Origin of the sequence: Streptomyces sp. NBC_01381, assembly GCF_026340305.1 — a bacterium.
Lineage (GTDB): Bacteria > Actinomycetota > Actinomycetes > Streptomycetales > Streptomycetaceae > Streptomyces.
The window spans coordinates 2,021,962-2,047,194 of sequence record NZ_JAPEPI010000002.1; the positions used below are offsets into that span (position 1 = coordinate 2,021,962).

General features: G+C 70.2%; 22 protein-coding genes and 3 pseudogenes. 14 read left to right on the forward strand and 11 right to left on the reverse strand.

Annotation, left to right across the window (positions count from 1 at the left end):
- Nucleotides 1–214: 214 nt before the first annotated feature.
- A complete protein-coding gene (locus OG453_RS30575; protein WP_266871796.1) occupies nucleotides 215–1,384 on the reverse strand; it encodes a magnesium and cobalt transport protein CorA in 1,170 nt (389 codons plus the stop codon).
- Nucleotides 1,385–1,520: 136 nt separating this feature from the next.
- Here OG453_RS30575 and OG453_RS30580 point away from each other — a divergent pair, with 136 nt between their 5' ends.
- Nucleotides 1,521–2,759: a winged helix DNA-binding domain-containing protein gene (locus OG453_RS30580; RefSeq protein WP_266871797.1), complete on the forward strand. Its 1,239-nt coding sequence runs from the start codon at nucleotides 1,521–1,523 to the stop codon at nucleotides 2,757–2,759.
- Between the two features lie 164 nt (nucleotides 2,760–2,923).
- Here the strand turns inward: OG453_RS30580 and OG453_RS30585 are convergent, their stop codons facing one another.
- Nucleotides 2,924–3,721 carry a LuxR C-terminal-related transcriptional regulator gene (locus OG453_RS30585; RefSeq protein ID WP_266873183.1) on the reverse strand — a complete coding sequence of 266 codons (798 nt, stop codon included), beginning with the start codon at nucleotides 3,719–3,721 and terminating at the stop codon, nucleotides 2,924–2,926.
- A 172-nt stretch (nucleotides 3,722–3,893) separates the two neighbouring features.
- On the opposite strand from OG453_RS30585, the gene OG453_RS30590 reads away from it, so the two are divergent.
- On the forward strand, nucleotides 3,894–4,067 hold the full coding sequence (locus tag OG453_RS30590) for a hypothetical protein (protein ID WP_266871798.1): 174 nt from the start codon (nucleotides 3,894–3,896) through the stop codon (nucleotides 4,065–4,067).
- Between the two features lie 93 nt (nucleotides 4,068–4,160).
- Nucleotides 4,161–5,846, forward strand: coding sequence for an AMP-binding protein (locus tag OG453_RS30595; RefSeq protein WP_266871799.1), 1,686 nt, complete (start codon nucleotides 4,161–4,163; stop codon nucleotides 5,844–5,846).
- Nucleotides 5,847–6,243: 397 nt separating this feature from the next.
- On the opposite strand, the gene OG453_RS30600 is transcribed toward OG453_RS30595, so the two are convergent.
- A complete protein-coding gene (locus OG453_RS30600; protein WP_266871800.1) occupies nucleotides 6,244–6,660 on the reverse strand; it encodes a TauD/TfdA family dioxygenase in 417 nt (138 codons plus the stop codon).
- A 41-nt stretch (nucleotides 6,661–6,701) separates the two neighbouring features.
- Entirely contained in the window at nucleotides 6,702–6,830 is a 129-nt protein-coding gene (locus OG453_RS30605) for a hypothetical protein (RefSeq protein WP_266871801.1), read from the reverse strand.
- Nucleotides 6,831–6,996: 166 nt separating this feature from the next.
- Here OG453_RS30605 and OG453_RS30610 point away from each other — a divergent pair, with 166 nt between their 5' ends.
- The 3 genes from OG453_RS30610 to OG453_RS30620 are packed head-to-tail and all read left to right on the forward strand — an operon-like array spanning nucleotide 6,997 to nucleotide 9,742.
- Entirely contained in the window at nucleotides 6,997–8,352 is a 1,356-nt protein-coding gene (locus tag OG453_RS30610) for a sensor histidine kinase (protein WP_266871802.1), read from the forward strand.
- Nucleotides 8,343–8,987 (forward strand): response regulator transcription factor, encoded by a 645-nt coding sequence (locus OG453_RS30615; RefSeq protein ID WP_266871803.1) that lies wholly within the window; start codon nucleotides 8,343–8,345, stop codon nucleotides 8,985–8,987. Before OG453_RS30610 ends, OG453_RS30615 begins: the two co-directional genes overlap by 10 nt.
- A 5-nt stretch (nucleotides 8,988–8,992) precedes the next feature.
- A complete protein-coding gene (locus tag OG453_RS30620) occupies nucleotides 8,993–9,742 on the forward strand; it encodes a DUF4097 family beta strand repeat-containing protein (RefSeq protein WP_266871804.1) in 750 nt (249 codons plus the stop codon).
- A 915-nt stretch (nucleotides 9,743–10,657) separates the two neighbouring features.
- Here OG453_RS30620 and OG453_RS30630 read toward each other — a convergent pair.
- Nucleotides 10,658–10,822: pseudogene (locus OG453_RS30630) on the reverse strand (RHS repeat-associated core domain-containing protein); the annotation flags it as partial.
- A gap of 53 nt (nucleotides 10,823–10,875) precedes the next feature.
- On the opposite strand from OG453_RS30630, the gene OG453_RS30635 reads away from it, so the two are divergent.
- The 6 genes and pseudogenes from OG453_RS30635 to OG453_RS30655 all read left to right on the forward strand — a co-directional run bounded on the left by OG453_RS30635 (nucleotide 10,876) and on the right by OG453_RS30655 (nucleotide 14,706).
- Nucleotides 10,876–11,148, forward strand: coding sequence for a hypothetical protein (locus OG453_RS30635; protein WP_266871805.1), 273 nt, complete (start codon nucleotides 10,876–10,878; stop codon nucleotides 11,146–11,148).
- A gap of 9 nt (nucleotides 11,149–11,157) precedes the next feature.
- Nucleotides 11,158–11,658 carry a hypothetical protein gene (locus OG453_RS30640; RefSeq protein ID WP_266871806.1) on the forward strand — a complete coding sequence of 167 codons (501 nt, stop codon included), beginning with the start codon at nucleotides 11,158–11,160 and terminating at the stop codon, nucleotides 11,656–11,658.
- Nucleotides 11,655–12,419, forward strand: coding sequence for a hypothetical protein (locus OG453_RS30645; protein ID WP_266871807.1), 765 nt, complete (start codon nucleotides 11,655–11,657; stop codon nucleotides 12,417–12,419). The genes OG453_RS30640 and OG453_RS30645 overlap by 4 nt, the downstream gene beginning before the upstream one ends.
- 74 nt (nucleotides 12,420–12,493) lie before the next feature.
- Nucleotides 12,494–12,694: pseudogene (locus tag OG453_RS45380) on the forward strand (transposase); the annotation flags it as partial.
- 102 nt (nucleotides 12,695–12,796) lie between these two features.
- Nucleotides 12,797–13,102, forward strand: a pseudogene (locus OG453_RS30650) (AMP-dependent synthetase); the annotation flags it as partial.
- Entirely contained in the window at nucleotides 13,099–14,706 is a 1,608-nt protein-coding gene (locus OG453_RS30655) for an AMP-binding protein (protein WP_266871808.1), read from the forward strand. The pseudogene OG453_RS30650 and the gene OG453_RS30655, both read left to right, overlap by 4 nt.
- Here the strand turns inward: OG453_RS30655 and OG453_RS30660 are convergent.
- The 5 genes from OG453_RS30660 to OG453_RS30680 all read right to left on the reverse strand — a co-directional run bounded on the left by OG453_RS30660 (nucleotide 14,684) and on the right by OG453_RS30680 (nucleotide 20,655).
- Nucleotides 14,684–15,238: a GNAT family N-acetyltransferase gene (locus tag OG453_RS30660; protein ID WP_266871809.1), complete on the reverse strand. Its 555-nt coding sequence runs from the start codon at nucleotides 15,236–15,238 to the stop codon at nucleotides 14,684–14,686. The two genes, OG453_RS30655 and OG453_RS30660, sit on opposite strands and share 23 nt — an antisense overlap.
- 99 nt (nucleotides 15,239–15,337) lie before the next feature.
- Nucleotides 15,338–16,030, reverse strand: coding sequence for a hypothetical protein (locus OG453_RS30665; RefSeq protein ID WP_266871810.1), 693 nt, complete (start codon nucleotides 16,028–16,030; stop codon nucleotides 15,338–15,340).
- Nucleotides 16,031–16,112: 82 nt separating this feature from the next.
- Nucleotides 16,113–18,407: a protein kinase gene (locus OG453_RS30670; protein WP_266871811.1), complete on the reverse strand. Its 2,295-nt coding sequence runs from the start codon at nucleotides 18,405–18,407 to the stop codon at nucleotides 16,113–16,115.
- Between the two features lie 8 nt (nucleotides 18,408–18,415).
- The gene (locus tag OG453_RS30675) at nucleotides 18,416–19,843 is read right to left on the reverse strand and encodes a PQQ-binding-like beta-propeller repeat protein (RefSeq protein WP_266871812.1); all 1,428 of its coding nucleotides are present in this window, start codon (nucleotides 19,841–19,843) and stop codon (nucleotides 18,416–18,418) included.
- Nucleotides 19,831–20,655: a serine/threonine-protein kinase gene (locus OG453_RS30680; protein ID WP_266871813.1), complete on the reverse strand. Its 825-nt coding sequence runs from the start codon at nucleotides 20,653–20,655 to the stop codon at nucleotides 19,831–19,833. The genes OG453_RS30675 and OG453_RS30680 overlap by 13 nt, the downstream gene beginning before the upstream one ends.
- A gap of 259 nt (nucleotides 20,656–20,914) precedes the next feature.
- On the opposite strand from OG453_RS30680, the gene gcl reads away from it, so the two are divergent.
- Both gcl and OG453_RS30690 read left to right on the forward strand, forming a co-directional pair.
- Nucleotides 20,915–22,693 (forward strand): glyoxylate carboligase, encoded by a 1,779-nt coding sequence (gene gcl, locus OG453_RS30685; protein WP_266873184.1) that lies wholly within the window; start codon nucleotides 20,915–20,917, stop codon nucleotides 22,691–22,693.
- 88 nt (nucleotides 22,694–22,781) lie between these two features.
- Nucleotides 22,782–23,360 carry a YdeI family protein gene (locus OG453_RS30690; protein WP_266871814.1) on the forward strand — a complete coding sequence of 193 codons (579 nt, stop codon included), beginning with the start codon at nucleotides 22,782–22,784 and terminating at the stop codon, nucleotides 23,358–23,360.
- Between the two features lie 405 nt (nucleotides 23,361–23,765).
- On the opposite strand, the gene OG453_RS30695 is transcribed toward OG453_RS30690, so the two are convergent.
- Nucleotides 23,766–25,223, reverse strand: coding sequence for a catalase (locus OG453_RS30695; protein WP_266871815.1), 1,458 nt, complete (start codon nucleotides 25,221–25,223; stop codon nucleotides 23,766–23,768).
- Between the last annotated feature and the right edge of the window lie 10 nt (nucleotides 25,224–25,233).

The window sequence follows — 25,233 nt, forward strand, 5'->3', positions numbered from 1 at the left end:
CCGATGCCGAACGTCTCGCCAGCCACTCTCGGTAACGGTCAACGGCAAGTGCTCGACTGGAGCCGAGGCTCTCGACAGGTGTGGAACAGCAGGGGGGAGGCGATTGCGCACTCCCCAGCGCAGCGCATTCTCCCCAGATTCTCCCCAGGGGGTCAGGAGTGACCCTAACGAGCCTTCGCGTACGCGAAGTTGATCAACGGCTTGGAGTCCGCTACTACAGCCAATCCCGCCGCTTGAAGATGAAGTACAGACTCACGCACACGACCGCCATCAGCAGAATCGCGAACGGATACCCAGCCGCCCACTTCAGCTCGGGCATCGTCTCGAAGTTCATCCCGTAGATGGTTCCCACCAATGTCGGTGCAAACAGAATGGCCGCCCACGAGGAGATCTTCTTGATCTCCTCGTTCTGCTCGAACCCCGCCTCTGCCAGCGCCCGCATCTCCGCGTTCTGCTGCTGCGTCACCAGCGTCGCGTTGACCGTGAGGATGTCGGTCAGGGCCTGGCGGAAGCCGTCGACTCGTTCGCTGGTGTGGGTGACGTGGTCGGCCACGTCGCGCAGATAGCGCTGGAGTTCCTCGTCGGTGCCGTACTTGGCGAAGCCCGCCATCAGGGCGTGCAGCATGGACACCAGGGGGCGGGTGGCGCGCTGGAACTCGACCATTTCGCGGGAGAGTTCGTAGATGCGGCGGGACGCCTTGGGGTCGCCGCCGAAGACGTCCGTCTCGATCTCGTCGATGTCGTTCTGGACGCCGGCCACGACAGGGGCGTAGCCGTCCACGACCGCGTCCAGGATCGCGTAGAGGACTGCCTCCGGGCCGAGCTTGAGGAGGTCGGGGGTCTCCTCCATGCGGCGGCGGACCGCCGAGAGGTCGGGGGCCGCGCCGTGCCGGACCGTGATGACGAAGTCGGGGCCCACGAAGACGTGGAGTTCGCCGAAGTCGACCTCCTCGGGGGCGTCCAGGTAGCGCGCCGCGCGCAGGACCACGAAGAGCGTCTCGCCGTACCGCTCCAGCTTGGGACGCTGGTGGGCCTCCATCGCGTCCTCGACGGCGAGTTCATGGAGGTCGAACTCGGCTGCCAGGGTGACGAGTTCGGCCTCGGTGGGGCGGGCGAGGCCGATCCAGGCCATGCCGTCCTGCTGCTCGCGCAGTTCGCGGAAGGTGTCGGCGAGGGAGGCGGGCGTCGCGACGCGGACGCCGTCCCGGTAGAGGGCTGCCTGCACCACGCTCGCGGCGTCCGGTGCTGTCGCATCCGTCGGGGCGGCGGACATGACATCGCCGGGGTTTCCGTTCCCGGTCGTCGGCGCACCATCGCCCTGGGAGGCGCGCCGCCAGCCGTGCTTCCTGGTGGTCGGTGCGGGCCGGGCGCGGCGCTCCGCCATGCTGGGTGCCTCCCATGTCGAACGTATGTCTAGATGGCCACGGAGCAGGATATACGGCTCAAAAGGCCCGGGTGTGGCGACGACGCGGCCGACTTGCGGACCGCGGGTGTCCGCAAGGGCCGCTAGCGTGCGGAACATGACGAAGACGAGGGCGAGTTCGGGTTCGGGTTCGGGTTTGGGTTCGAGGAAGGCGGCGTCCTCCGGGGGCGTCGCCCCGGTCCTTGGGACGCGTGCGCTCAACCGGGCCACGCTCGAGCGGCAGCTCCTCCTGCGCCGCTCGGCCGATCTGTCCGCCAAGGACGCCGTGGCCCATCTCCTCGGCCTGCAGGCGCAGAACGTCAAGCCGCCCTACTACGCCCTCGCGGCGCGCCTGGAGGACTTCGACCCGCTGGAGCTGTCCGCGCTCATGGAGGCGCGGGAGGCGGTCCGCATCGTCACCATGCGCTCCACCATCCATCTGCACACCGCGGAGGACGCCCTCGCGCTGCGGCCGATGATGCAGCCCGCGCTCGAACGCGAGATGGCGACGGTGTTCCGGAAGGGGCTCGTCGGCGTCGACCTGGAGGAGCTCGCCGTGCTCGCCCGCGAGGCCGTCGAGGCGGAGCCCCGCACCATGAAGCAGCTGCGCGAGGTGCTGCTCGTCCGGTGGCCCGACGCCGATCCGCAGTCCCTGGCGATCGCTGCCCGGTGTGTGCTGCCGCTCGTCCAGGTCACTCCCCGCGGGCTGTGGCGGCGCAGCGGCCAGGTCGCGCTCACCACGCTCGACCACTGGCTCGGCGGCGGTGCGGGGGAGCGGCGGCCGGTGCGGGGCGGCGCGTCGGGGTCCGCGATGGACGCCACCATGGACGCCACCATGGACACCACCGTCCTGCGCTATCTCGCCGCCTTCGGGCCCGCCTCCGTCAAGGACATGCAGACCTGGGCCCGGCTCACCCGCCTCCGGGAGGTCTTCGAGCGGCTCCGGCCCGGACTGCGTACGTTCCGTGACGAGAACGGGGTCGAGCTCTTCGACCTGCCCGACGCCCCGCGCCCCGACGCGGACACACCGGCTCCGCCGCGCTTCCTTCCCGAGTTCGACAACCTCCTGCTCTCGCACGCGGACCGGGCCCGGGTCGTGCCCGCCGAGTACAAGGGGCGGACCTGGAAGGGGAACTTCGCGTACTGCGTCTTCCTGCTCGACGGGTTTCTCGGTGGCGTGTGGCGGTGGGATGAGGACGCGAAGGGCGGGGGCGGCGTGCTGACCATCGAGCCGTTCGGGCGGGTGAGCCGGGCCGAGCGGGAGGAGCTGGTGGAGGAGGGGGAGCGGATGCTGGGGGTGCTCGCCGGGGCGGCGTCTTCTTTTGACGTTCGATTCGGGACCGTCATCGAGGGCTGAGGCGCGGGGCTTCTTTCCCCGACCCCGCCCCTTCCCGGCTTCCCGGCTGTGACATTTGCGGCTCCGCCGCGTGAGGGGGCAAGCCCCCGGACCCCCACCGTGGCTCGGTCCCGGGGCTCCGCCCCAGACCCCGCTCCTCAAACGCCGGAGAGGCCAAATGCACATCACGGCAGCAGCCCCGCCCGCCGCGCCGCCACCACCGCCTCCAACCGCGTATGCGCGCCCAGCTTCCGCATGGCCGCCCGCAGGTACCCCTTGACCGTCTCCGGGCGCAGCCCAAGCCGCTCCGCCGTCTTCGCGTTCGTCAGGCCGCCGGCCACGCACGTCAGGACGTCCACCTCACGAGGGGCGAGGGACACGTCGCGTTCGGGGGAGGGGGCCGCCGCCGTGGCCAAGCGGCCGCATACCGCGAGGAGTTCCTCGCGCAGCGCCGGATCCAGGACGCGGGGGGCCAGGCCGCGCAGCGTGCTGTGGGCCTCGCGGACCTGTTCCCAGGCGGCGGGCCCGGCCACCGGCTCCCGCGCCGTCACCAGGAGTTGGCGCACCTCGTCGCGTACGACAAGGGCCTGCTCCAGGTCCCGCGCCGCGGCCACCGCCGCCGACAGGGTCCGGCCGCCCAGCGGCTGGGCGGTACGCAGGGCGCCGTACAGCACGCCCCGCACCCGGCGCCGCACCACCACCGGCACCGCGAGGACCGAGCGCAGCCCCTCCGCGGCGACGGCACCGTCGTACTCATGGCTGATGTGCCGCGAATCGTGGTAGTCCGTGACCGCGCACGGACGCGAGAGCGCGACCGCCTTGCCGCCGAGACCGTTGCCCGCGGTCACCGCGAGCCCGCGCAGCGCACGCGTCCCCGTGCCGCTCAGCTCGCCGATCCGCACCTGACGCTGCCCTTCGAGGAGCCCGCCGAAGGCCACCGGAAGGCCCGTGCCCCGCCGCAGCCGCAGCAGAGCGGACCGCATCTCCACCGCATCGCCGCCGTCAGCCGTCACGCGTGTCGCCCCTTCACCGCAAACGGACACCCCCGTCCGGGGGTAGTGAGACCCGCAGCACGAATTACACGATGTTGAGTGGCGTCCGGCAATGAGCCCGGCAAAGGTGCGGGGCAGCGGACCGGCGACGAGGGAGAGCGCAATGACGACGACGGGCACCGGCGGCGGCACGGAACTGTTCCGCACCGCTCGGGACGTCCTGCTGCGGCATCGCGCGACGACGACAGCTACATCACGTTATGTGGGGCGCGCCGACGACGTCTTGAAGGCACCAGGATCAGGGGGCATTCCGTTTCGAATGCGGCTCGCGGCGTGAGGGTCGGCCGCGGGTGGGTGGTCATGCTCGGGCAGGGCGAGGTGTCGGCCGTGAGGTCGGCGTGTGAGATGCGAGAAGGGTGGCTGGCGACAGATGACGGACAAGAGCGTGACGGAGGAGTTCCGGTCGGCGAGGGACTTTCTGCTGCGGCATCGGGAGGACTACGAGGCTGCGTACGAGGGTTTCAGCTGGCCCCGGTTCGAGCAGTTCAACTGGGCGCTGGACTGGTTCGACGCGATCGCCGAGGGCAATGACCGCACGGCGCTCCACATCACGGAGGAAGGCGGGGGAGAACGGCGTTTCAGCTACGCCGAGTTGTCGGCACGCTCGAACCAGGTGGCCAACTGGCTCCGGGAGCAGGGCGTTACGGCCGGCGATCGGATCCTGGTGATGCTCGGCAACCAGGTGGAGCTGTGGGAGACGGCGCTCGCGGCGATGAAGTTGCGCGCGGTGATGATCCCGGCGACCCCGCTGCTCGGGACGGTTGATCTGCGGGACCGGATCGAGCGGGGCAGGGCGCGGCATGTGATCACCCGCGGCGAGGACGTCGAGAAGTTCGGGGGTGTGCCCGGCACGTACACAAGGATCGTGGTCGGGGAGGACTCCCCGAGCGAGGGCTGGCTGGCGTACGCGGACACGGCGTCGGCCGCGCAAGACTTCGAGCCGGACGGCCCCACGGCGGCCGACGACCCGCTGATGCTGTACTTCACCTCGGGCACGACATCGCAGCCGAAGCTGGTGGAGCACACCCATGTGTCGTACCCGGTCGGCCACTTGGCGACGATGTACTGGATCGGCCTCAAGCCCGGCGACGTACATCTCAACATCTCCTCGCCGGGCTGGGCCAAGCACGCGTGGTCGAATCTCTTCGCGCCTTGGAATGCGGAGGCGACGGTCTTCATCTACAACTACACGCGCTTCGACGCGGGCAGCTTGATGGCGGAGATGGACCGGGTTGGCGTCACCAGCTTCTGCGCACCGCCCACGGTGTGGCGGATGCTGATCCAGGCCGACCTGGGGCAGTTGGGCACTCCGCCGCGGGAGATCGTGGCGGCCGGTGAGCCGCTGAACCCCGAGGTGATCGAGGCGGTGAACCGCGCCTGGGGCGTGGTGATCCGGGACGGCTTCGGCCAGACGGAGACCGCGGTCCAGGTGGCCAACTCCCCGGGCCAGCGTCTGAACCCCGGCTCGATGGGCCGGCCGAGCCCCGGCTATCGGGTCACGCTCCTCGACCCGGTCACCGGCGAACCGGGAGCGGCGGAGGGCGAGATCTCCCTGGACCTCGCGGCGAACCCGGTCGGCCTGATGACCGGCTACCACGGGGATGCGGGGCGCACGGCCGAGGCGATGGCGGACGGTTACTACCGCACGGGTGACATCGGGTCGCTGGACGCCGATGGGTACCTCACCTATGTCGGCCGCAGTGATGACGTCTTCAAGTCTTCCGACTACAAGGTCTCGCCCTTCGAGCTGGAGAGCGCGCTGCTTGAGCACGAGGCGGTGGTGGAGGCCGCGGTCGTGCCCGCGCCGGACGCGCTGCGGCTCGCTGTCCCGAAGGCGTACGTCGTGCTGGCGAAGGGCTGGTCGCCGGGCGAGGAAACGGCAGAGGCGATCTTCCAGTACACCCGGTCGGTGCTGGCTCCGTACAAGCGGATCCGGCGGATCGAGTTCACGGAGGAGCTTCCGAAGACCATCTCCGGCAAGATCCGGCGAGTTGATCTGCGGGAGCGGACGGCGGAAGGGTCACTGGACGAGTGGATGGAGCGGGGCAAGCGCTGAGTTCATGCCAGAGCGGCGTCCCCAAACTCCGATATCACCTTTGGGGCGGGCTCCCGCTGGCGCGTGGGCGTGCGGCTTGTCCGAGGGCGCGCTGAAGGGAGGCCGTGGAGCGCAAGGACCCGTCCGCGCTCCGCGTCGCCCGACACCAGGTGCTTGGGCAGTACGTGCTCGGCCTCGTAGCCCTTGTGGCGGGCGTTGGCGCCACGCCTGGCCGATAACCCCGAGCGCCGCACACCAAGGGCGATCACCCCGGACGCGTGCGCCGTCGTCTCCACCTCCTCGTCGTACGAACGCGGTGACGCAGCACGGCCTCCGGCCAGGCCTGGCCGGAGGCTGTGCTGCGTGGCGCCGTGGAGGTCCGCATCGTCACCGGCCGGCACGACCTGTCGCGTGCGGATCAGTCGAGAATGCTGCCGTTGCCGGGGCGGCTGCCGCGGGTGCGGCGGTTGTCCAGGAGGACGAACGTGCGGTGCAGCCAGCGGTCCTGGCCGTCGTAGCGCGGGGTGAAGGCCGAACGCCCGTGGATGGCGAGGCGGTTGTCCACGAACACCATCTCGCCGGAGCGTAGCGGGACCGACGTCGAGGCTTCGACGAACGCGTCCCGCAGTCGCTCCAGGGCCGCCGCGGCCCCCGCGTCGAGGGCGGCGGTGGCATCGAAGTCCACCTTGAGGGCCGCGCCCGCCAGCCACGTCGCGGCGACCGCGTACGGAGCCTCCCGCAGCAGTACCGACACCCCGCACAGAGCCGCGACGACCATGCAGAGCCGCAACCAGGACAGCCGCCGTCGGCGTGCCGCACGTGTGCTGATCGCCACATCGACGGCCTCGTCGGCGATCTCCGCGATGCGGTGGTCGATCAGATCGCCGTACCGGTCGACGAACCGGAGCAGCTCCGCACGGGAAGCGGGTTCGGCCGGGGCGTTGCTTGCGTGGGGGCGTCCGCGATGAGCGTGTCGCCCTCTACTGCCGTGTTCTGCTTCGTCATACGGATCACTCTGGTCGACCGGGTGCCGCGCTGTCGGTCACGTGCACCCACGAACCGGGGGTGGGTTATCCCTACCCCCGACTCGTCGGTTGTCCTCGTATCACCCCAGGCCACAGCCTCGCTACCGTCCTGGTGTAATCAGGAATCGTCAGTCGAGGAGGGCCGCATGGTTCTGGCCGACACCCGCGAAGCCGACCACCGGTCGGAATCGGGTGACCCCGTGATCGCCGGTGAACAACCGATGGCACGACCGCAGGGCCCGGCCCTGCCACCGAATCCTTACCGGGCCCTGGGGTCCCCGTACTTGTGGCGGGCGAGCGTCCAGCTGGCCACCGACGCGGTGATGGGTGTGGCCGGCCTGGCTGTGCTGACCGCGCTCGGTGCCGCGGTCTGCCTGGTGCCGGCCGGTCTTGTCGGCGTACCGCTGGTGATACTCGCGGGCCGGGTGCTGCATCTGCTCGGCGCCGCCGAGCGCCAACGCTGGTCCGCCATCTGCGAGTTGGACATACCGCCGCAGCCGCGTCCCGCGCTGTCCGGACCGCTGCTCGGGTCGGCGGCGGCGCTCGCCAGGAGCCGGTCGAGTTGGCACCTGGTGGCCTACTTCGGGGTGCTGGCCCCCTGGTCGCTGGTGACCCTGCTCGGCAGCGCGCTGGTGTGGGGCGTCCCGCTCGCTCTGGTGATTCTGCCCGCCTCCTACACCCAACTACCTTCGGGATCCGCCTCGTTGGGCCTGTTCACGGTGGGCGACCTCGGTACCGCGCTCCTGGTCTCCGCGGTCACGCTGTTGCTGTGGGCCACCCTCGCCCCGCTGGCGGTGCGTGGTCTGCTCGCCGTCGACATGCTGCTTGCCCGCACCCTCCTTGCGCTGCCCCGCGACGTCACACTGGCCCAGCGGGTCGAGTACTTGACGGAGAGCCGGGCCCGCGTGGTCGACGCCGCCGAGGCCGAACGCCGGCGCATCGAACGCGACCTGCACGACGGCGCCCAACAGCACCTGGTCGCCATGGCGATGACGCTCGGCCGGGCCCGCTCCCGGCTCAAGGGCTCCGGCCAGGACGCGGCGCTCGAGCTGGTGGATGAGGCCAGGGCCAGCGCCCAGGAGGCCATCGACGAACTGCGCGATCTCACCCGCGGGCTGCACCCGCCCGTCCTCACGGACCGGGGTCTGGACGCCGCCCTGTCCGCCGTGGCCGCCCGTCTTTCGATCCCGGTCGACGTCGACGTGGATGTGGCACCTCGCCCGTCGACGACCGTGGAAGGCATCGCCTACTTCGTCGTCACCGAAGCCCTCACCAACGTCGCCAAGCACGCGCAGTCCCGGAAGGCCTGGGTGCGGATCCGGCGCACCGCGGACCGGCTGGCCGTGACGATCGGCGACGACGGCGTCGGCGGGGCGAAGGTCTCGGTGGGCGGCGGACTCGCGGGCCTGGCCGACCGGGTCTCCGGCGTCGACGGCCGACTGCGCGTCACCAGCCCGCCCGGTGGACCGACCCTGATCGAAGTGGAAATGCAATGCGCGTAGTGATCGCCGAGGACTCCGCCCTGCTGCGGCAAGGCATCGTCCTGCTCCTGCGGGACGCCGGCATCGACGTCGTCGACGCCGTCGGGGACGGGGAGGCGCTGCTGCGCTCCGTCGCCGAGCACCGGCCCGACGTCTGCGTCGTCGACGTACGGATGCCGCCCACCTTCGTCGACGAGGGCCTGCGCGCCGCCCTCGTCATCCGCAACCGCTGGCCGGAGACCGGGGTGCTCGTGCTGTCCCAGTACGTGGAGCAGAGCTACGCCGTCGATCTCATCGAGAGCGCAACCAGCGGCGTCGGCTACCTGCTGAAGGACCGGGTCTCGGACGCGGACGAGTTCGTCGACGGCCTGCGGCGCGTGCGGGCCGGCGACACCGTCCTCGACCCGGAGGTGGTCAAGCAGATGCTCGCCCGCAGTCGCAGGCAGGACCCCATGGCCACGCTCTCGCCCCGGGAGCGCGACGTGCTGGCCGCGATGGCGGAGGGCCGGTCCAACACGGGCATCGCCGACGAACTGTGCGTCGGCTCCGCCGCCGTCGAGAAACACATCCGCAGCATCTTCGTGAAGTTCGGGCTGCACCCGGAAGACGGCGAACACCGCCGTGTACTCGCTGTTCTACGTTACTTGGGAGCTTGAAAGACATGGCAACGCGCAAGAACCGCTGGATCCTGGCCGTCGGCCTGATCATCCTCGTCGTGGTCGCCGGCACCGGCGCCTGGCTGGTCACCAGCGCCCTTCCCGCCCACAAGAAGTACTCCTCCGACCACACCGCGAACGCCGCGTCCAGCACCCTGCTGCGCGTCGGCACCCACGGCGGCGTCACCTTGCACGCCGGCCATGACTCCAAGGTCCACGTCACGGCTACCGGCGACTACGCGGACACCCCGCCGAAGGTGACGGTGAAGTCCTCGGGGAAGACGACCGCGGTCACCGGCTCCTGCGGCGACGACTGCTCCCTGAACCTGGACATCACCCTGCCCGCCGCCCTCGCGGCCGAAGTCAGTTCCGGCCAGGGTCAGATCACCGGAAGCGATCTCACCGGACGCCTCGCCCTGACCACCGATGCCGGTGCCATCGACCTCACCAACCCGCGGGGTCCGCTCGTGCTGCACACCACCAGCGGCCAGATCGACGTGAAGGACGCCAAGCCCGCCACCTTCGAGGCAAGGACCCGGCAGGGCGAGGTCCGCGCCACCTTCGCGACCGCCCCCACCGCCGCGGCCGTCACCACCGACCAGGGCGGCGTCGACCTGACCCTGCCGCGCCGCTCCGGCTACTACATCCAGGCGCAGAGCAAGACCGGAACCCCGCACGTCACCCTGCCTTGGAACCGCGACGGCAAGCACACGGTCACCGTGCACACGAACGAAGGCGGCGTGGAGATCCACTGACCGCCCCCGCCGGCTCCGCTTCGGCCTGATGACCGGCTACGACGGTGACCCGGAGCGCACCGCCGAGGTGAGGTGATGGCGGACGGCTACTACCGCACGGGTGACATCGGCTCGCTGGACGCCGATGGGTACGTCACCTATGTCGGCCGCAGCGAGAGAGTGGGTATGTCCATCCAGCCACCCACGGGGTGGGCTCCTGCCCCGGCCTCGGAGCTCCCACGAAGGCAGGCGCAAGCGGGCCAAGAATTCCGCCCGTGATCCCGCCGCTCAGGCCATCAGCTTCGTCTTCCCCATGAAGTGGTCAACTGCCGCGCCGCTTGCTCCTCTGGCAGCGAACTGCCCTTTGCCGCAAGGGATTCTCGTCCAGACGCTCCACCTCGCAACTTCAGTGCGAGGTTGGAAAAGGCTCAGCGACCTGCGACTTCATCTGGAGGGTCTGCCGACGCTGTCGGCAGACCCTCATACGAGATCCAGGTCAGGGATCTCCGTTACCTGCATCCAGGGATATAGGGAGGAAAATCGCAAACATGACCACCCCTGCGAGTGTCCCGATGAGCACGGGGTGCCTCGCGGAGAATTTCTGCCTTCTGGTGGGCGGACGGCCACCAAAGCGTTTTTCGAAGCGCCAGTAGGCGGTTGACCGCAGGGCCGAGCTTCCCCGCGAAGCTACCAGCGCCCCCATGCCATGGGCTGCCAGGTCGCCGACCAATACCCGCCGAGGGTCTGGTTCTCCCCAGAGGCAGCGTGGGCCCCCGCGCTCGCCAGACCCGCTCCAACGACGACGCAAGCTGCTGTTGCGGTCATGCCGCTGGCGAAGCTGCACCCGGCGGCGACCCCGATTCCGAGGATGGCGCCGCTGTGCTTCTTCCAGACCTTCTTCACCTTCCCCCACCCGGGTATGCCCCAGAGTCCGTTGGGGTCACCGGAGGCGTACAGGTAGGGGTTGGCTTCCAGGCCCGAGGGGTCGGGCTGGGTGAAGCGGCCGGTGCGCGGGTCCATGTACCGGGCCTCGTTGTGGTAGAGCCCGGTCGGGTCCTGGTAGCCGCCGGCGAAGCGGTACGTGCGGGTCAGCTGCAGGGACTGGCCGACCCCGGCGACCTCAGGGGGCCGCCCTGGGCGGGGATATCTGGACCATGTGGCAGAAGGTGAACCAGGACAATGCGTTCAGCATCTCGACCGTGGCCATGAGCCACCTGTGGGCCACGGACGGTAAGCCGGGCGGCCAGAACCCTCCCAATGGGGAGGAGATCATGCGCGGTATGCGCCTGGACTACACGGAGAAGGAGATCTTCGAGGTCCTCCGCCGCTTCCAGGGCTGGGGCACCGAGGCGGAAGAGCACGCGGGAAAGCGCATGGCGCTCTACCAGATCTTTGAGAAATACAACGGCATCGTCCGGAACCTGTGAGAAAGAGCGGTGAGCGAGATGACGGCATCCGACCCCTTCGAGGGGCATAGCCCTCTTGCCTTGGTGCTGATCATCCTGGTCGGGCTGATCGTCGCGGCCGGCCTTGCCGTTTACGGCTTCTCGACCATGGCCCGGCAGGGCGTCAGGGGTACAGGACCGGGAACCCTGCTCCGCAGTCTCGCCGCTCTCGCAGCCGCCGCCGCGGCAGCTGTGTACGTCTGGGGCGCCTTCCACCTCGCGCTGATGGACGACACGGCCGTCACCCAGGAGTGCCGAGAAGCGGTGGGGCAAGCACGCGCAGCCGACATCGACCGGTACGAGGCCAGCTACATCCCGTTGCGCCTTGGCTGCCACGTTGCAGGCGACCGGACGCACGCCGCCGGTGTTCCCGGCTACGTCAACCCCGCTGCGGTGGGATTCGCGCTGACCGCAGCCGTACTCGCCGCTTCCGCGCCCTTCGCGCCGGAGTCCCGCGCCAGAGACAACTCCAAGAAGGAGACCTCCAGTTGAACACGCCGCACATATCGCGCCGAACCGTCCTCGCGCGCACAGCCGTCATCTCCGGAGCCGCCATCGCCGCCTCCCTCCCTGCCTCGCACCTGCTGTCGTCTCCCGCCTATGCGGCAGGCACGGATCCCACACCGGCGAAGGTGCGCGAGGCGGTACGCAGAGCGCAGGCACGGACAAGACGGGTGATGACAGGCAAGGCGTCCCGCAACGGATGGGAGATGGAGCGGGTCGCCGATGACAGCGGCAACATCCACACCCGCCCCGTCCCTGGCACCCCGCTCGCAGGCGTGGCGGTGCGCATGGGCGACGCGGAAACCGTCCTCGTCCACGTCGTCCGTCGCTTCCACTACGAGATCGACACTCTGCGCAAGGGCGAGGTGGTCGGTTGGCGCAAGCCCGGGCAAGTCCGCAAGGGGCTGCCAGAAGGCAACCAAGCCTCCGGGACCGCAGTGCAGATCCGCCCCGGCCACTACCCGCACGGCGCCAAGGGCGGCTTCTTTCCCCGCCAGTTGACCGTAATCCGCGACATACTCGCTGAGCTCAACGGCGTCGTCCGCTGGGGCGGCGACGACACCAAGCCGGACGAAGCCCTCTTCTACATCGACGCACGCCCCGACGACAAGCGCCTGCCCGACGTCGTCGCCAAGCTCCGCAGCTGGAACGAAGATCCCGCCAAGGGAGCGGGGGCACCGGTGGATGTACTTGCCGCCAAGCGGCGCAGTGCGGCCAAGGCCCTGGAGCGCCGCCAGCGGCGATCCTGACCAAGCCGCAGCAGGCGGCGAACACGGGCCGACGCGAATGTCGGCGGTGCAGGGTGCGTACGCGGGACAGGTACGTGCCGCTGCTGTCGGACGACGCATGCTCGCAGGTCGAGCCACTCTTCCGGGCACGCAAGGGTCGACGCAGCGCGGACCCCCGGGTCACACTTGGCGCCGTGTTTCACAAGGCCCGCGTGGGGTGTGCTTGGAGTGACCTGCCGTCTCCGCCGGGCAACCTGTCCAGCGTGTGGCTTCGGTGGCTTCGGACAGGGTTCTGGGAGCAGCTCATGGATGTGTTGACAGGTATGCCGGGGACGCGGATCACAGAGAACGGCATCACGCTGCCGCCGTTGGAGATCTGGGGGAGCGTGGATCCGTTGCTGGAGAGCGCGCTCCTTGAGCACGAGGCGGTCGCGGAGGTGGCGGTCGTGCCCGCGCCGGACGCGGTGCGGCTTGCCGTGCCCAAGGCGTATGTCGTCCTCGCCGCCGGATACGAACCGGGACCCGACACCGCGAAGCTGCTCTTCGAGCACTCGCGTGCGGTCCTCGCCCCCTACAAGCGGCTGCGCCGCCTGGAGTTCGGTGCGTTTCCCAAGGCCGTCTCCGGCAAGATCCGCCGGATCGAGCTGCGCGAGGCGACCGCGGCAGGGCCGGACGCCGAGTACCGCGAGGAGGACTTCCGGTGAGTGAGCTCTCGTATGCGCACGGCGTGAGCTCCACGCCGCTGCTCGGTGACACGATCGGGCGCAACCTCGACCGGGCCGTCGAGGCCTGGCCGGAGCGGGACGCGCTGGTGGACGTGGCGGCGGGCACGCGGTGGACTTACGCCGAATTCGGGGCGGCTGTCGAGCAGTTGGCGCGCGGGTTCATGGGGAGCGGGGTCGCCAAGGGGGACCGGGTCGGCATCTGGGCGGTGAACTGTGCCGAGTGGGTGCTCGTGCAGTACGCCACCGCGCGGATCGGCGCCATCATGGTCAACATCAACCCGGCTTACCGCGCACATGAGTTGGAGTACGTGCTCAAGCAGGCCGGGGTGACCGTCCTGGTCGCGTCGCAGTCCCATAAGTCGAGCGACTACCGATCGCTCGTCGATCAGGTGCGGCCCGGCTGTCCCGAGCTGAGGTCCGTCCACTACATCGAGGACGGTTCCTGGGATGTGCTGCTCGATGCGGCCGCCACCGTCTCGGGCGCCGAACTCGCCGCCCGCGAGGCCGAGTTGAGTTGCGACGATCCCGTCAATATTCAGTACACGTCCGGCACGACCGGCTTTCCCAAGGGGGCCACCCTCTCCCATCACAACATCCTCAACAACGGTTACTGGGTTGGGCGTACGGTCGGCTACACCGAGCAGGATCGGGTGTGTCTTCCTGTGCCCTTCTATCACTGCTTCGGGATGGTCATGGGGAACCTGGGGGCCACCTCTCACGGGGCCTGCATCGTCATCCCCGCGCCCTCCTTCGACCCCGTCGCCACGCTGCACGCCGTCGAGCGCGAGCGCTGCACCTCGCTGTACGGGGTGCCGACCATGTTCATCGCGGAGCTGAACCTCGCCGACTTCGCGACGTACGACCTGAGTTCGCTGCGCACCGGCATCATGGCGGGCTCGCCCTGTCCGGTCGAGGTGATGAAGCGGGTGGTCGCCGAGATGCACATGGAGGAGGTCTCCATCTGTTACGGCATGACGGAGACGTCGCCGGTCTCGACGCAGACGCGGCGTACCGACGACCTGGAGCGGCGTACCGGCACCGTGGGGCGGGTGCTGCCGCACATCGAGGTCAAGGTGGTCGACCCGGTGAGTGGTGTGACGCTGCCGCGCGGCGCGTCCGGTGAGCTGTGCACTCGGGGCTACAGCGTGATGCTCGGCTACTGGGACGAGCCCGAGCGGACGGCCGAGGTGATCGACTCGGGGCGTTGGATGCATACGGGTGACCTTGCGATCATGCGCGAGGACGGTTACGTCCAGATCGTCGGGCGGATCAAGGACATGATCATCCGGGGCGGCGAGAACATTTACCCGCGCGAGATCGAGGAGTTTCTGTACGGCCACCCGAAGATCGCGGATGTCCAGGTGGTGGGGGTTCCCGACGAACGGTACGGGGAGGTTCCGCTCGCCTGCGTGATCCTGAGGGACGCGGAGGATCCGTTGACGCTTGAGGAGCTCCGGGCTTACTGCGAAGGGCAGTTGGCCCACTACAAGGTGCCGGCCGGGCTGCGGATTCTGGACGACTTCCCCATGACCGTGTCTGGGAAAGTGCGGAAGATCGAACTCAGGGAGCGGTACGGGGCGTAGCTCCGCCTGGGGCGAGGTCGCGGCGCATGGCCACCCGTGGCCAGCGGTCGAGGCCGAGCTCGGCCTCGTGGGCGCGGATCTTCCGCAGCCCCGGGGTGAGTTCGGCCTCGTCGAGCACGCGGAATCCGATGCGGGCGTAGTACGGGGCGTTCCAGGGGACGTCCGCGAACGTGGTGAGCGTGAGGGGCCTGCGGGTGCGGTCGGCGGTGTGCTCGATCAGGGCACGGCCGATGCGGTGGCCCGCGGCGCGGGGGTGCACTGAGACCTGCTCGATGTGCTCGGCGTCGTCCACCTGTTCGCTGAGGAGGTACGCGACGGGGGCGTCGTCGTCGGCACCGTGCCCCGGGGTGGTGGCCACCCAGGCGTTCCCGGCGCGCCGGAAGCGGTCCAGGGTTTCCACCGTGGGCGGGTCGTCGTCGGCGATCGCGACCATGCCGAGGGCGCGGAAGGGTTCGCCCGCCGCGCGCTCGATGTCCTGGAGCGTCGCCAGGTCGGCGGGGGTGGCGGGGCGGATTCGCGGGTGCATGCGCATGTGCCGACTATGCCCGGTCCGGTGTGTCCGGGGGCGGGATTTTCTGGCCCGCCGCTTCGCGGCGGATCGCTCCCACCCACCCGATTGCCCTGCGGCGTACTACACCCCCATCGCCAGCAGCTCGTCCGCCGGTGAATTCACCGGCTGCGGCGTGCCCGTGAGGTCGATGAGGAACAGGGGGATCGACAGCGCCTGCGCACGGGCATGGGCCGGATCCTCGTAGCCGGCGAGGGAGAAGCAGAGGCAGGTCGTCGTGGCCGCCATGGCGGAGAGCCACAGGCATTCCACGTCACGGAGGGAGAGGGGGCGCACCGATGGCTCTATCAGCGCGATCACGCCCTCCGCGGCGACCCGCACGCCGGACGGCGCCCGCTCGACCGCCCCGCTGATGTCCCGGTACCCCAGCCACCGCAGATACAGCGCGGCCACCGTCACCACGTCCCGCGCCGTACGGACGGCGATCGGCTGGAACGCGGGGCGCGGCGCCGGAGCCGTCCGGGGGAGCGGGATGTGCGCCGGAGCCGTCGGAGGCGTACGCACCGGTATGCGCAGCACCGCCCCGCAGCCGCACCCCAGCTCCGGCTGCGGCCACTGACCCCGGTGCCCGCACACCTGGCAGCGCACGCTCACCCACGCGTCCGCCCACGTCCGGTCGGTGACCGGTGACACCGCGGCGCCGCGCGCGAGGGGCGGGACCACGGGGGCACCGCATCCGCAGGGGTATGTCGGCGGCGCGTACAGATGCTCGCGCCGGCAGACGGGGCACCGCACCGGCATGCTGCTCTGCGTCATCACCCTCACCGTCCGCCCGCCCGCCCCTGGAGCGTCCATCGTCCACCAACGAGGCTTCCAGGGACAGGAGATTGACGGTACGTCAGCCAAAGCCCACCGCCCCGATCCGCGACTTCGAGCTGGACGCGAAGACGACCACCTGCCGCCCGCTCGCCGCCACCACATTGCCGATGCCGTCCATGGCCGCCACGTACGGCAGCGTGCCGTCCCCGTCCGTCGAGCCGTCGTCGAGGTCGAAGCGCACGATGTGGGTCGGTTCGTCGGGGGAGCTGTACTCGACCATGCCGGTCACCTTGCCGTCGCCCAGCGAGAGCAGGTTCATGGCGCCGAACGGCAGCGGCTCGTGGAGGCGGACCTTGCCCGATTCCGTGTCGATCACGACGAGTTCGGCCTGTCTGCCGGACGGGCCCCTCGTCTGCGCGGCCATGATGTCGCCCTCGGACAGCATTCTGCCGTCGTCCTCGCCCCGGACCAGGTCGAGTTCGCCGTACGGACCGTTCACCGCGACCTCGTGGTGCGCGCGCCCCTTGAGGTCGAGGACTAGCAGTGAGTTCTTGCTGCCGTCGCCGCCCCGCCCCAGCGAGACGGCCACCGGCTCGGTGGTGAGCACCCGCGGCTCGGTGACATTGACCGGCAGCCGGTGCGTCCAGCGCACCTCACCGGTGGCGGCGTCCAGTTCCCGCACGGTGTTGGCGCTCGTGGCCACACCGTCTCCGCCGGAGCAGGTCTGGAGGAGGACGACCGTGCGCCGGCCCACCGTCGCGATGAACAGGCTGCAGTTGTCGACCCCTTCCGTGTAGTGCCACAGCTCCTTGCCGGTGCGGCGGTCGAGGCCGACGACCCCGCGCTCGCCCGACGCGACGAGCGCCCGGCCCGTCATGCCAAGCGTGATCCCCGCGCCGTGCGATGCGCCGATGTCCTTGTGCCACAGGAGTTTTCCGCTGCCGGTGTCGACGGCGCCGACGCGTGTGCACTTGGCCTGCCGGTTCGGGTCCTTGCCGAAGCCGAGGGCGCCGATGCCGCCGGACGTCGCGCTCGGGCCCGCCGAAGCCGAGCAAGTCCGAAGATTATTAGGGGGTTTGACCATCCAGAGCTCGTCGCCGTTTGCCGCGTCGTAGCCGCGCGCGCCGAGCCAGTCGACACGGGCGGCCGTTCCTTTGTGCAGCCAGCCGCCGAGCAGGAAGCGCTCGTCGTCACTGCCGGAGACGTCGGCCGTCCACTTCTTCTCGCGTACGCCTTCCGCCTGCGCCGCGGGGAGTACGTCGCTGCCGGGTCCGGCGGGCGCGGTACGCGCGCTCTCGTTCGGCGAGGTGGAGGCGGGGGGTGAGCTGCTCGACGTGCCGCCGCCGGGCTTCTTGCCCTGCGGGGTGCCGCCTGCGTCGTCGTCCAGGAGCCGCGGCACGAACACCGCCGCGAGGACCGCGAGCACGGCGGCCGCCGCGACCAGCGGCCACCACGGGCGACGGCGCCGCGGCGGGGTCACCGGCGGCGGGGGAGCGGCCCGTGGCGGGGGCGGGGCCAGGCGGTAGGAGGTCGGCTCGGGGGAGGGGGAGCCGTCCCACGGTGCGAGGGCCGACTGCGCGGCCCGCGCCGCCGCGATCACCTCGCGGGGCGAGGGCCGCCGCCCCGGCTCCTTCGCCAGACATGCGCGTACGAGGGGCAGGAGCGGCCCGGTGACACCGGCGGTGTCCGCGTCCTCGTGCACGGTCCGGTACGCGATCGTGGCTCCGGGCCCTTCGCCGAACGGATGCCGCCCGGTCGCCGCGAAGAGGAGCACCGCGCCGAGCGAGAAGACGTCCGACGCGGCCTCCACCGGTGCGGAGCCGGTGAGTTGCTCGGGCGACGCGTAGCCGAAGGTGCCGATCATCATGCCCGTACCGGTCAGCGCGGTGGCGTCGGCGGCGCGTGCGATGCCGAAGTCGATGACGCGCGGCCCGTCGTCGGTGAGCAGTACGTTCGACGGTTTGAGGTCACGGTGCACGATGCCCGCGCCGTGGATGACGACGAGCGCCTCGCCGAGCGCGGCGGCCAGCGAGCAGAGCCGGTCGTGCGGCAGCGGACCGCCCTGCGCGAGTGCCTCGCCGAGCGAGGGTCCGTCGACGTAACTCGTGGCGAGCCACGGCGGATCGCCCTCCGGGTCGGCGCCCACCACCGGCACCGTGAAATAGCTCAACACCCGCTCGGCCGCGGCGACTTCCTGCCGGAAGCGCGCCCGGAACTCGGGGTCGTCGGCCAGCTCGGCGTGCACCAGTTTGACGGCGGCCTGCCGCCCCTCACGGTCCCGCCCCAGATACACCTCGCCCATGCCGCCCGAGCCGAGCCGCCGCGTCAGCTCATAGCCGCCGACCCAACGCCCGCCGCTCCCAGGGCCGTTCACCGGCACGGTCACCCTGTACTGTCCGCGCTGCCGATGACGATCGGGCCCTCGTCCTCGTCGAGGATGCTGAACACGGCGGCCCGGCCGTCGTGCACCACGACCGTCGCCCCGCCGCCGAAGTCGCGGGCGTTCCCGATGGTGCCCCCGGACGTGACGTCCCCGTCGTCCAGGTCGAGCCGCTGGAGCCGTGCCTCGTCGCTGAATCCCTTGCTCTCGTCCCCGTCGGCCACCAGGACCCCGCGGTCGTCCACGCCGAGGACCATGGCGCTCGTCGCGTCGGTGTAGGGGTGCCGCCAGCGCACCTTGCCGGTGGCCGAGTCGACGGCGAGCACCCCGAAGCCCTTCTTGTTGTAGTACTCGGTGACGACGACGTCGCGCCAGCCCTTCGGCCCGTCGAACGCGGACCCGAAGCCGCTGGTGGTGACGGTCCCGAACGACTGCTTGTTGGCGAGCGGCTTCCCCCGGCGGCCCTTGGCGTCGAAGGTCTGCAGGGGCAGGTCCTTGGAGTCCTCGACGAAGAGCATCGCCGACACCGGCTCGGCGGTGGCCAGCGTCATCCCGGTCACGTCCTCGGGAAGCTGTGTGGCCCAGCGCACCGAACCGTCCTTCGCATCGATCTCGCGTACGCGGGCGCGCCGCTGCCCGTCGTCGCCGCAGGTGGCCGACTCGACGACGGTGGCCCGGCCCACCAGGGCGGTCTGGAGTACGCAGCCCTTGGCGAAGTAGGGGCGCCCCCACCGCCGGTCACCGTCGCCGACCGCGTAACCGGCCTCGTCCGCGGCGGACAGGGCGACGACGGTGTCGCCCGCGATGCCGACCCGCGTCCAGGCCCTGGGCGCGGGCGGATTCCGTACGGCCAGGGACTTCGACCAGGCGATGTCGCCGTTGGCCAGGTCGAGCACGGCCAGCCGGTCGCAGCCCTTCTTGAAGTCCGGGTCGGGGCCGAAGACGACGGCTCCTCGGCTCCCGTCGTCCGTGGCCGTCCGCGACATCGCGCACGGTTTGAGCCCCGGCTTCGGCGGCTTCGCGGTCCATAGGACCTTTCCCGTGGACGGTTCGAAGGCGCGGACCGCGTCCTCGTTCGCGCGGATCAGGGCCTTGTCCGTGAGCCAGACGCCGACCAGCTGCTGCCGGTCCTTGGACGTGTTGCTGCCTTCACCGGCGGCCGGTGGCTTGGGCCGCTGGGCCCACTCCTCCGACCACGATCCGTCCAGGGGTACGTTCCCGAGCGGGCTCGCGGGGTCACCGAGGGGCCGCATGGCGCGCGGCCCCAGGGCCTCGGTGACCTTGCCGAGCCGCTTCGGGATCTTGTCGCCGTCGGGCCGGGCCCCGCCCGCGGAGCCGGAACCGGAGCCCGAACCCCCGGAACCGCTCCCACCCTCGCCCCCGCGCTCCTCGCCCGGCACGAGCAGCAGCCCCACCACTACCCCCGCCACGGCGAGCCGGTGAACGCCCGGCGCCTGCTGCCCGGCAGCGGAAGCCCCGCCATGCGGGCGACGGTGCGCGGCGCGGGCCGGGCCGCCGGGGTCTTGGCGAGGCAGGCGGAGATCAGCGGAAGGAGCTCCTCCGGGACGCCCTCGGCGTGCACGGTGCGGTAGCCGACGGCGTCAGACGGGCCGCTGCCGAAGGGGGCGCGGCCGGTCGCCGCGAAGGCGAGGACAGCGCCGAGCGAGAAGACGTCGGCGGCGGGCGTGGAAACGCCCTGGGTGAGGTGCTCCGGGGCCGCGTACCCCGCGGTGCCGGGCGTCGCGCCGCTCGCGGTGAGCCGGGTGCCGTCGGTGGCCCGCGCGATGCCGAAGTCGATGACGCGGGGTCCGGCGGGGGAGAGGAGCACGTTCGACGGCTTGAGGTCACGGTGGACGAGCCCGGCGCGGTGGATGCTGCTGAGCGCTCCGGCCAGGGCGCCGGCGAGGGAACGTAACTCGGACACCGGGAGCGGACCGCCCTCGCGCACGCGCGCGGCCAGTGTGGGACCCGGGACGTACTCCGTGGCGAGCCAGGGCACGGCGGCGCCGGGGTCCGCGTCCACGAGCGCCGCGGTCCACGGGCCGCGGACCGCGCCGAGAGCGGCGATCTCGCGGGCGAAGCGGCCCCGGAATTCCTCGTCCCCGGCGAGAAAGCGGTGCACGACCTTGAGGGCGACTGTGCGGCCCGCGCCGTCGTGCGCGACATGGACTCTGCCCATGGCGCCCTGCCCGAGGAGCGGTCCGGTCGTCCAGCAGCCGAAGCGTTGCGGTGATGCGGCCACGGTCGACCCCCCGATGGTGTGGCCCGAATCCACCGACTGGGACGCCGCGCCGAGCGGCCCGGTTCCCGGATGTCTCTTGACGGTCTCCGTCGCGCCCCCCTACATTGCTTCCATATAGCAGAACATAATTTCCACAATGCGGAAACCGAAGCTCACCGCGGGGCGCGCCGGGAGCCGAAACCGCCAGCCGTACACGGGGGCCGAAAGGCCGTCGAAGCTGTCGAAGCTGTTGTCGAAGCAGGAGAACCCCATGGCTCGTATGACCGCTGCCCGCGCGGCAGTTGAGATCCTCAAGCGCGAAGGCGTCGTCAACGCGTTCGGTGTGCCGGGCGCCGCGATCAACCCCTTCTACAAGGCGCTCAAGGAGGGCGGTGGCATCGACCACACGCTCGCCCGCCACGTCGAGGGCGCCTCGCACATGGCCGAGGGCTACACCCGGGCCAACCCGGGCAACATCGGTGTCTGCATCGGCACGTCGGGTCCTGCGGGCACCGACATGATCACCGGCCTGTACTCGGCGACCGGTGACTCGATCCCGATCCTCTGCATCACGGGCCAGGCGCCGACGCACCTGCTCCACAAGGAGGACTTCCAGGCGGTCGACATCGCGACGATCGCCACGTCGGTCACGAAGATGGCCGTCACCGTCCTGGAGGCCGCGCAGGTCCCCGGCATCTTCCAGCAGGCCTTCCACCTGATGCGCTCCGGCCGTCCGGGCCCGGTCCTGATCGACCTGCCCATCGACGTCCAGCAGACCGAGATCGAGTTCGACCCGGAGACGTACGAGCCGCTGCCGGTCTACAAGCCGTCCGCGACCCGCGCCCAGATCGAGAAGGCGATCACCTTCCTGGTCGAGTCCGAGCGCCCGCTGATCGTCGCCGGCGGCGGCATCATCAACGCCGACGCCTCCGACCTGCTGGTCGAGTTCGCCGAGCTCACCAACACCCCGGTCGTGCCGACCCTCATGGGCTGGGGCACCATCCCCGACGACCACGACCTGAACGCCGGCATGGTCGGCCAGCAGACCGGCCACCGCTACGGCAACGCCACGTTCCTGGAGTCGGACTTCGTCCTGGGCATCGGCAACCGCTGGGCCAACCGTCACACCGGCTACGCCCTCGACGTCTACACCCAGGGCCGCAAGTTCGTGCACGTCGACATCGAGCCGACCCAGATCGGCAAGATCTTCGCCCCGGACTACGGCATCGCATCCGACGCCAAGGCCGCCCTCGAACTCTTCGTCGAGGTCGCCAAGGAGCTCAAGGCCGCCGGCAAGCTCCCCGACCGTTCCGAGTGGGTCGCCTCCCACCTGGAGCGCAAGGAGACGCTGCAGCGCCGTACGCACTTCGACAACATCCCCATGAAGCCGCAGCGCGTCTACGAGGAGATGAACAAGGCCTTCGGCCCGGAGACGCGGTACGTCACCACCATCGGCCTCTCGCAGATCGCGGGCGCCCAGATGCTGCACGTCTACAAGCCGCGCCACTGGATCAACTGCGGCCAGGCGGGCCCGCTCGGCTGGACGATCCCGGCCGCGCTCGGTGTCGCCACCGCCGACCCGGACACCCCGGTCGTCGCCCTGTCCGGCGACTACGACTTCCAGTTCATGATCGAGGAGCTGGCGGTCGGCGCGCAGCACCGCATCCCGTACGTCCACGTCCTGGTGAACAACGCCTACCTGGGCCTGATCCGCCAGGCGCAGATCGGCCTGGAGATCAACTTCCAGGTCAACCTGGAGTTCGAGAACCAGAACAGCCCCGAGCTGGGCGTCTACGGCGTCGACCACGTCAAGGTCGCCGAGGGCCTGGGCTGCAAGGCGATCCGGGTCACCGACCCGAACGACCTTGCCGCGGCCTTCGAGGAAGCCAAGAAGCTGGCTCAGGAGCACCAGGTGCCGGTCGTCGTCGAGGCGATCCTGGAGCGCATCACGAACATCGCCATGAGCCCCACGGCCGACATCAGCGCGGTCAAGGAGTTCGAGGAGCTGGCCACGGAGCCGGGCCACGCGCCGACGGCCATCCGGCCGCTGAAGGTGTGATGTGACACTGCGCTGAGCTCTGACAGGGGCGGTTCACCCGTGGGGGGTGGACCGCCCCTTTGTCATAGGCGCGAACTACCTTGGGCGGATGGAATCGCTCGCTGATCTGAAGGTCATGACCTGCACGGACCGGGCCGAGTTGGAGGCCTGGCTGGACGAGGACCACGCCGGCTCTCCGGGCGTCTGGGTCAAGCTCGCCAAGAAGGGCTCGGGGGTGGCCTCGGTGACGGCCGCGGAGGTCAACGACGCGGCGCTCTGCTTCGGTTGGATCACCGGCCATCGCAAGTCGTACGACGACGTCTACTACCTGCAGAAGATCACGCCTCGCCGGCGGGGCAGCCTGTGGTCGAAGGTCAACGTCGACCGGGTCGCGGAATTGACCGCGGAGGGCCGTATGCGCGAACCGGGCCTCGCGGAGGTCGCTCTGGCGCGGGCGGACGGGCGGTGGGACGCGGCATACGAGTCGCAGGCCAACGCCACGGTCCCGGATGACCTGACGGCGGCGTTGGACGCCACCCCTGGGGCTCGCGAGACGTTCGATGGCCTCACCAAATCCGAGCGATACGTGGTGTTGCACCGGCTTATGACGGCGAAGAAGGCGGCGACGAGAGCTGCGCGGCTTGAGCGGATGATCGCGGCTCTGGAGGCGGGCGACAAGGTCCGTTAGGGGCCTGTGTGTTGCTGACTGCGGGTTCGTCTCGGTTGCTCGCGCAGTTCCCCGCGCCCCTTCGGGGCGCCCCCCAGGTCGCAAAAGAGCGCCGGGTTAGGGGACCGTCCCTAACCCGGCGCTCAGCCTGGGAGGTTGTAGCCGTCCGACCGCGCGCGACTGGCGGAACATGCATACGCGCAGCCGGACGGAGTCATTGGTCCGCGGTGGCTGCGAATGGACGGGCGGGCTTCCTTCCCTCAGGTCGAGAAGGGAGCCGCCTGACCTTTACCACCGCACTGGCTCGCAGAGCCACCGCGGACTGCCCGCTTACCACGGGACCACCCCTCATCCGGGTCCGTGACGGTGCGGGCGTCGCGTCAGGGGAATGACCTCCCGTCATACCCCTGACGCAGCTGGGGAGTTCTAGTCCTCGCGCAGGGCGCGGACCGCCTCCTCCACGCGCTTGCCGTAGTCGGCGTCGGCGGCGTGGAAGTGGGCCAGGTTCTTCTCGATGACGTCGTCGCGGGAGACCTGCGAGAGGCCGCCGGCGATGTTCGCCACCAGACGGGACTTCTCCTCCTCCGACATCAGGCGGTACAGCTCGCCCGCCTGGAAGAAGTCGTCGTCCTTGGTGTGGGCCGGGGCCTCGTGCGTGCCCGTGTAGCCGTTGATGGCGAGCGGGGCCGACAGGGCCTGGCCCGTCTCGGCGGGGCCGTCGTACGAGTTGGGCTCGTAGTTCTTGCGGTCACGGCCGTACGCGTTGGACGCCATCAGACCGTCGCGGCCGTAGTTGTCGGCCTTGGTCGCCTTCGGCGCGTTCACCGCGAGCTGGGTGTGGTTGACGCCCAGGCGGTAGCGGTGCGCGTCCGCGTAGGCGAACAGACGGCCCTGGAGCATCTTGTCCGGCGAAGGACCGATGCCCGGGACGAAGTTGTTCGGGGAGAAGGCTGCCTGCTCCACCTCCGCGAACACGTTGTCCGGGTTGCGGTCGAGGACAAGACGGCCCACGCGCTGCAGCGGGTAGTCCTTGTGCGGCCACACCTTGGTGAGGTCGAACGGGTTGAAGCGGTACTCCGCCGCTTCGGCCGCCGGCATGATCTGCACGTGCAGCGTCCAGGACGGGTTCACGCCGCGCTCGATGGCCTGGAGGAGGTCCGTCTGGTGCGAGTTCGCGTCCTTGCCCGCGATCTCGGCGCCCTGCTCCGAGGAGAGGCTGCGGATGCCCTGGTTCGTCTTGAAGTGGTACTTGACGAAGAAGGCCTCGCCCTGGGCGTTCGTCCACTGGTAGGTGTGCGAGCCGTAGCCGTTCATGTGGCGGTACGAGGCGGGGATGCCGCGGTCGCCCATCAGCCAGGTGATCTGGTGCGTCGCCTCGGGGGCGTGCGCCCAGAAGTCCCAGACGTTGTCCGCCTCCTGCTTGCCCGTGAACGGGTCGCGCTTCTGGGAGTGGATGAAGTCGGGGAACTTGATCGGGTCCTTGATGAAGAACACCGGGGTGTTGTTGCCGACGAGGTCGTAGTTCCCGTCCTCGGTGTAGAACTTCAGCGCGAAGCCGCGCGGGTCACGTACCGCGTCCGCGCCACCGAGGTTGTCGGCCACCGTGGAGAAGCGCAGGAACGTCTCGGTGCGCTTGCCGACCGTGTTCAGGAAGTCGGCCGAGGTGTACGCGGTGACGTCGTCCGTCACCTCGAAGTAGCCGTACGCGCCGGAACCGCGGGCGTGCACCACGCGCTCCGGGATGCGCTCCCGGTTGAAGCGGGCGAGCTTCTCGAGCAGGTGCTGGTCCTGGAGGAGAAGCGGGCCACCGACGCCGGCGGTGGCGGAGTTCTGGTTGTCGGCGACAGGAGCGCCGGACTCGGTCGTAAGCACGCGCTTCGACATGTGTCGGGTG

Excerpts from the sequence above, each read along its gene's own strand:
- OG453_RS30590 (WP_266871798.1), top strand. The coding sequence starts at position 3,894 with ATGACGACGACGGGCACCGGCGGCGGCACGGAACTGTTCCGCACCGCT.
- OG453_RS30610 (WP_266871802.1), top strand. The coding sequence starts at position 6,997 with ATGGTTCTGGCCGACACCCGCGAAGCCGACCACCGGTCGGAATCGGGT.
- OG453_RS30585 (WP_266873183.1), bottom strand. The coding sequence starts at position 3,721 with ATGCGGTCCGCTCTGCTGCGGCTGCGGCGGGGCACGGGCCTTCCGGTG.
- OG453_RS30695 (WP_266871815.1), bottom strand. The coding sequence starts at position 25,223 with ATGTCGAAGCGCGTGCTTACGACCGAGTCCGGCGCTCCTGTCGCCGAC.
- OG453_RS30690 (WP_266871814.1), top strand. The coding sequence starts at position 22,782 with ATGGAATCGCTCGCTGATCTGAAGGTCATGACCTGCACGGACCGGGCC.
- OG453_RS30620 (WP_266871804.1), top strand. The coding sequence starts at position 8,993 with ATGGCAACGCGCAAGAACCGCTGGATCCTGGCCGTCGGCCTGATCATC.
- OG453_RS30580 (WP_266871797.1), top strand. The coding sequence starts at position 1,521 with ATGACGAAGACGAGGGCGAGTTCGGGTTCGGGTTCGGGTTTGGGTTCG.
- OG453_RS30595 (WP_266871799.1), top strand. The coding sequence starts at position 4,161 with ATGACGGACAAGAGCGTGACGGAGGAGTTCCGGTCGGCGAGGGACTTT.
- OG453_RS30660 (WP_266871809.1), bottom strand. The coding sequence starts at position 15,238 with ATGCGCATGCACCCGCGAATCCGCCCCGCCACCCCCGCCGACCTGGCG.
- OG453_RS30665 (WP_266871810.1), bottom strand. The coding sequence starts at position 16,030 with ATGACGCAGAGCAGCATGCCGGTGCGGTGCCCCGTCTGCCGGCGCGAG.
- OG453_RS30635 (WP_266871805.1), top strand. The coding sequence starts at position 10,876 with ATGTGGCAGAAGGTGAACCAGGACAATGCGTTCAGCATCTCGACCGTG.
- OG453_RS30615 (WP_266871803.1), top strand. The coding sequence starts at position 8,343 with ATGCGCGTAGTGATCGCCGAGGACTCCGCCCTGCTGCGGCAAGGCATC.
- gcl (WP_266873184.1), top strand. The coding sequence starts at position 20,915 with ATGACCGCTGCCCGCGCGGCAGTTGAGATCCTCAAGCGCGAAGGCGTC.
- OG453_RS30575 (WP_266871796.1), bottom strand. The coding sequence starts at position 1,384 with ATGGCGGAGCGCCGCGCCCGGCCCGCACCGACCACCAGGAAGCACGGC.
- OG453_RS30605 (WP_266871801.1), bottom strand. The coding sequence starts at position 6,830 with ATGACGAAGCAGAACACGGCAGTAGAGGGCGACACGCTCATCGCGGAC.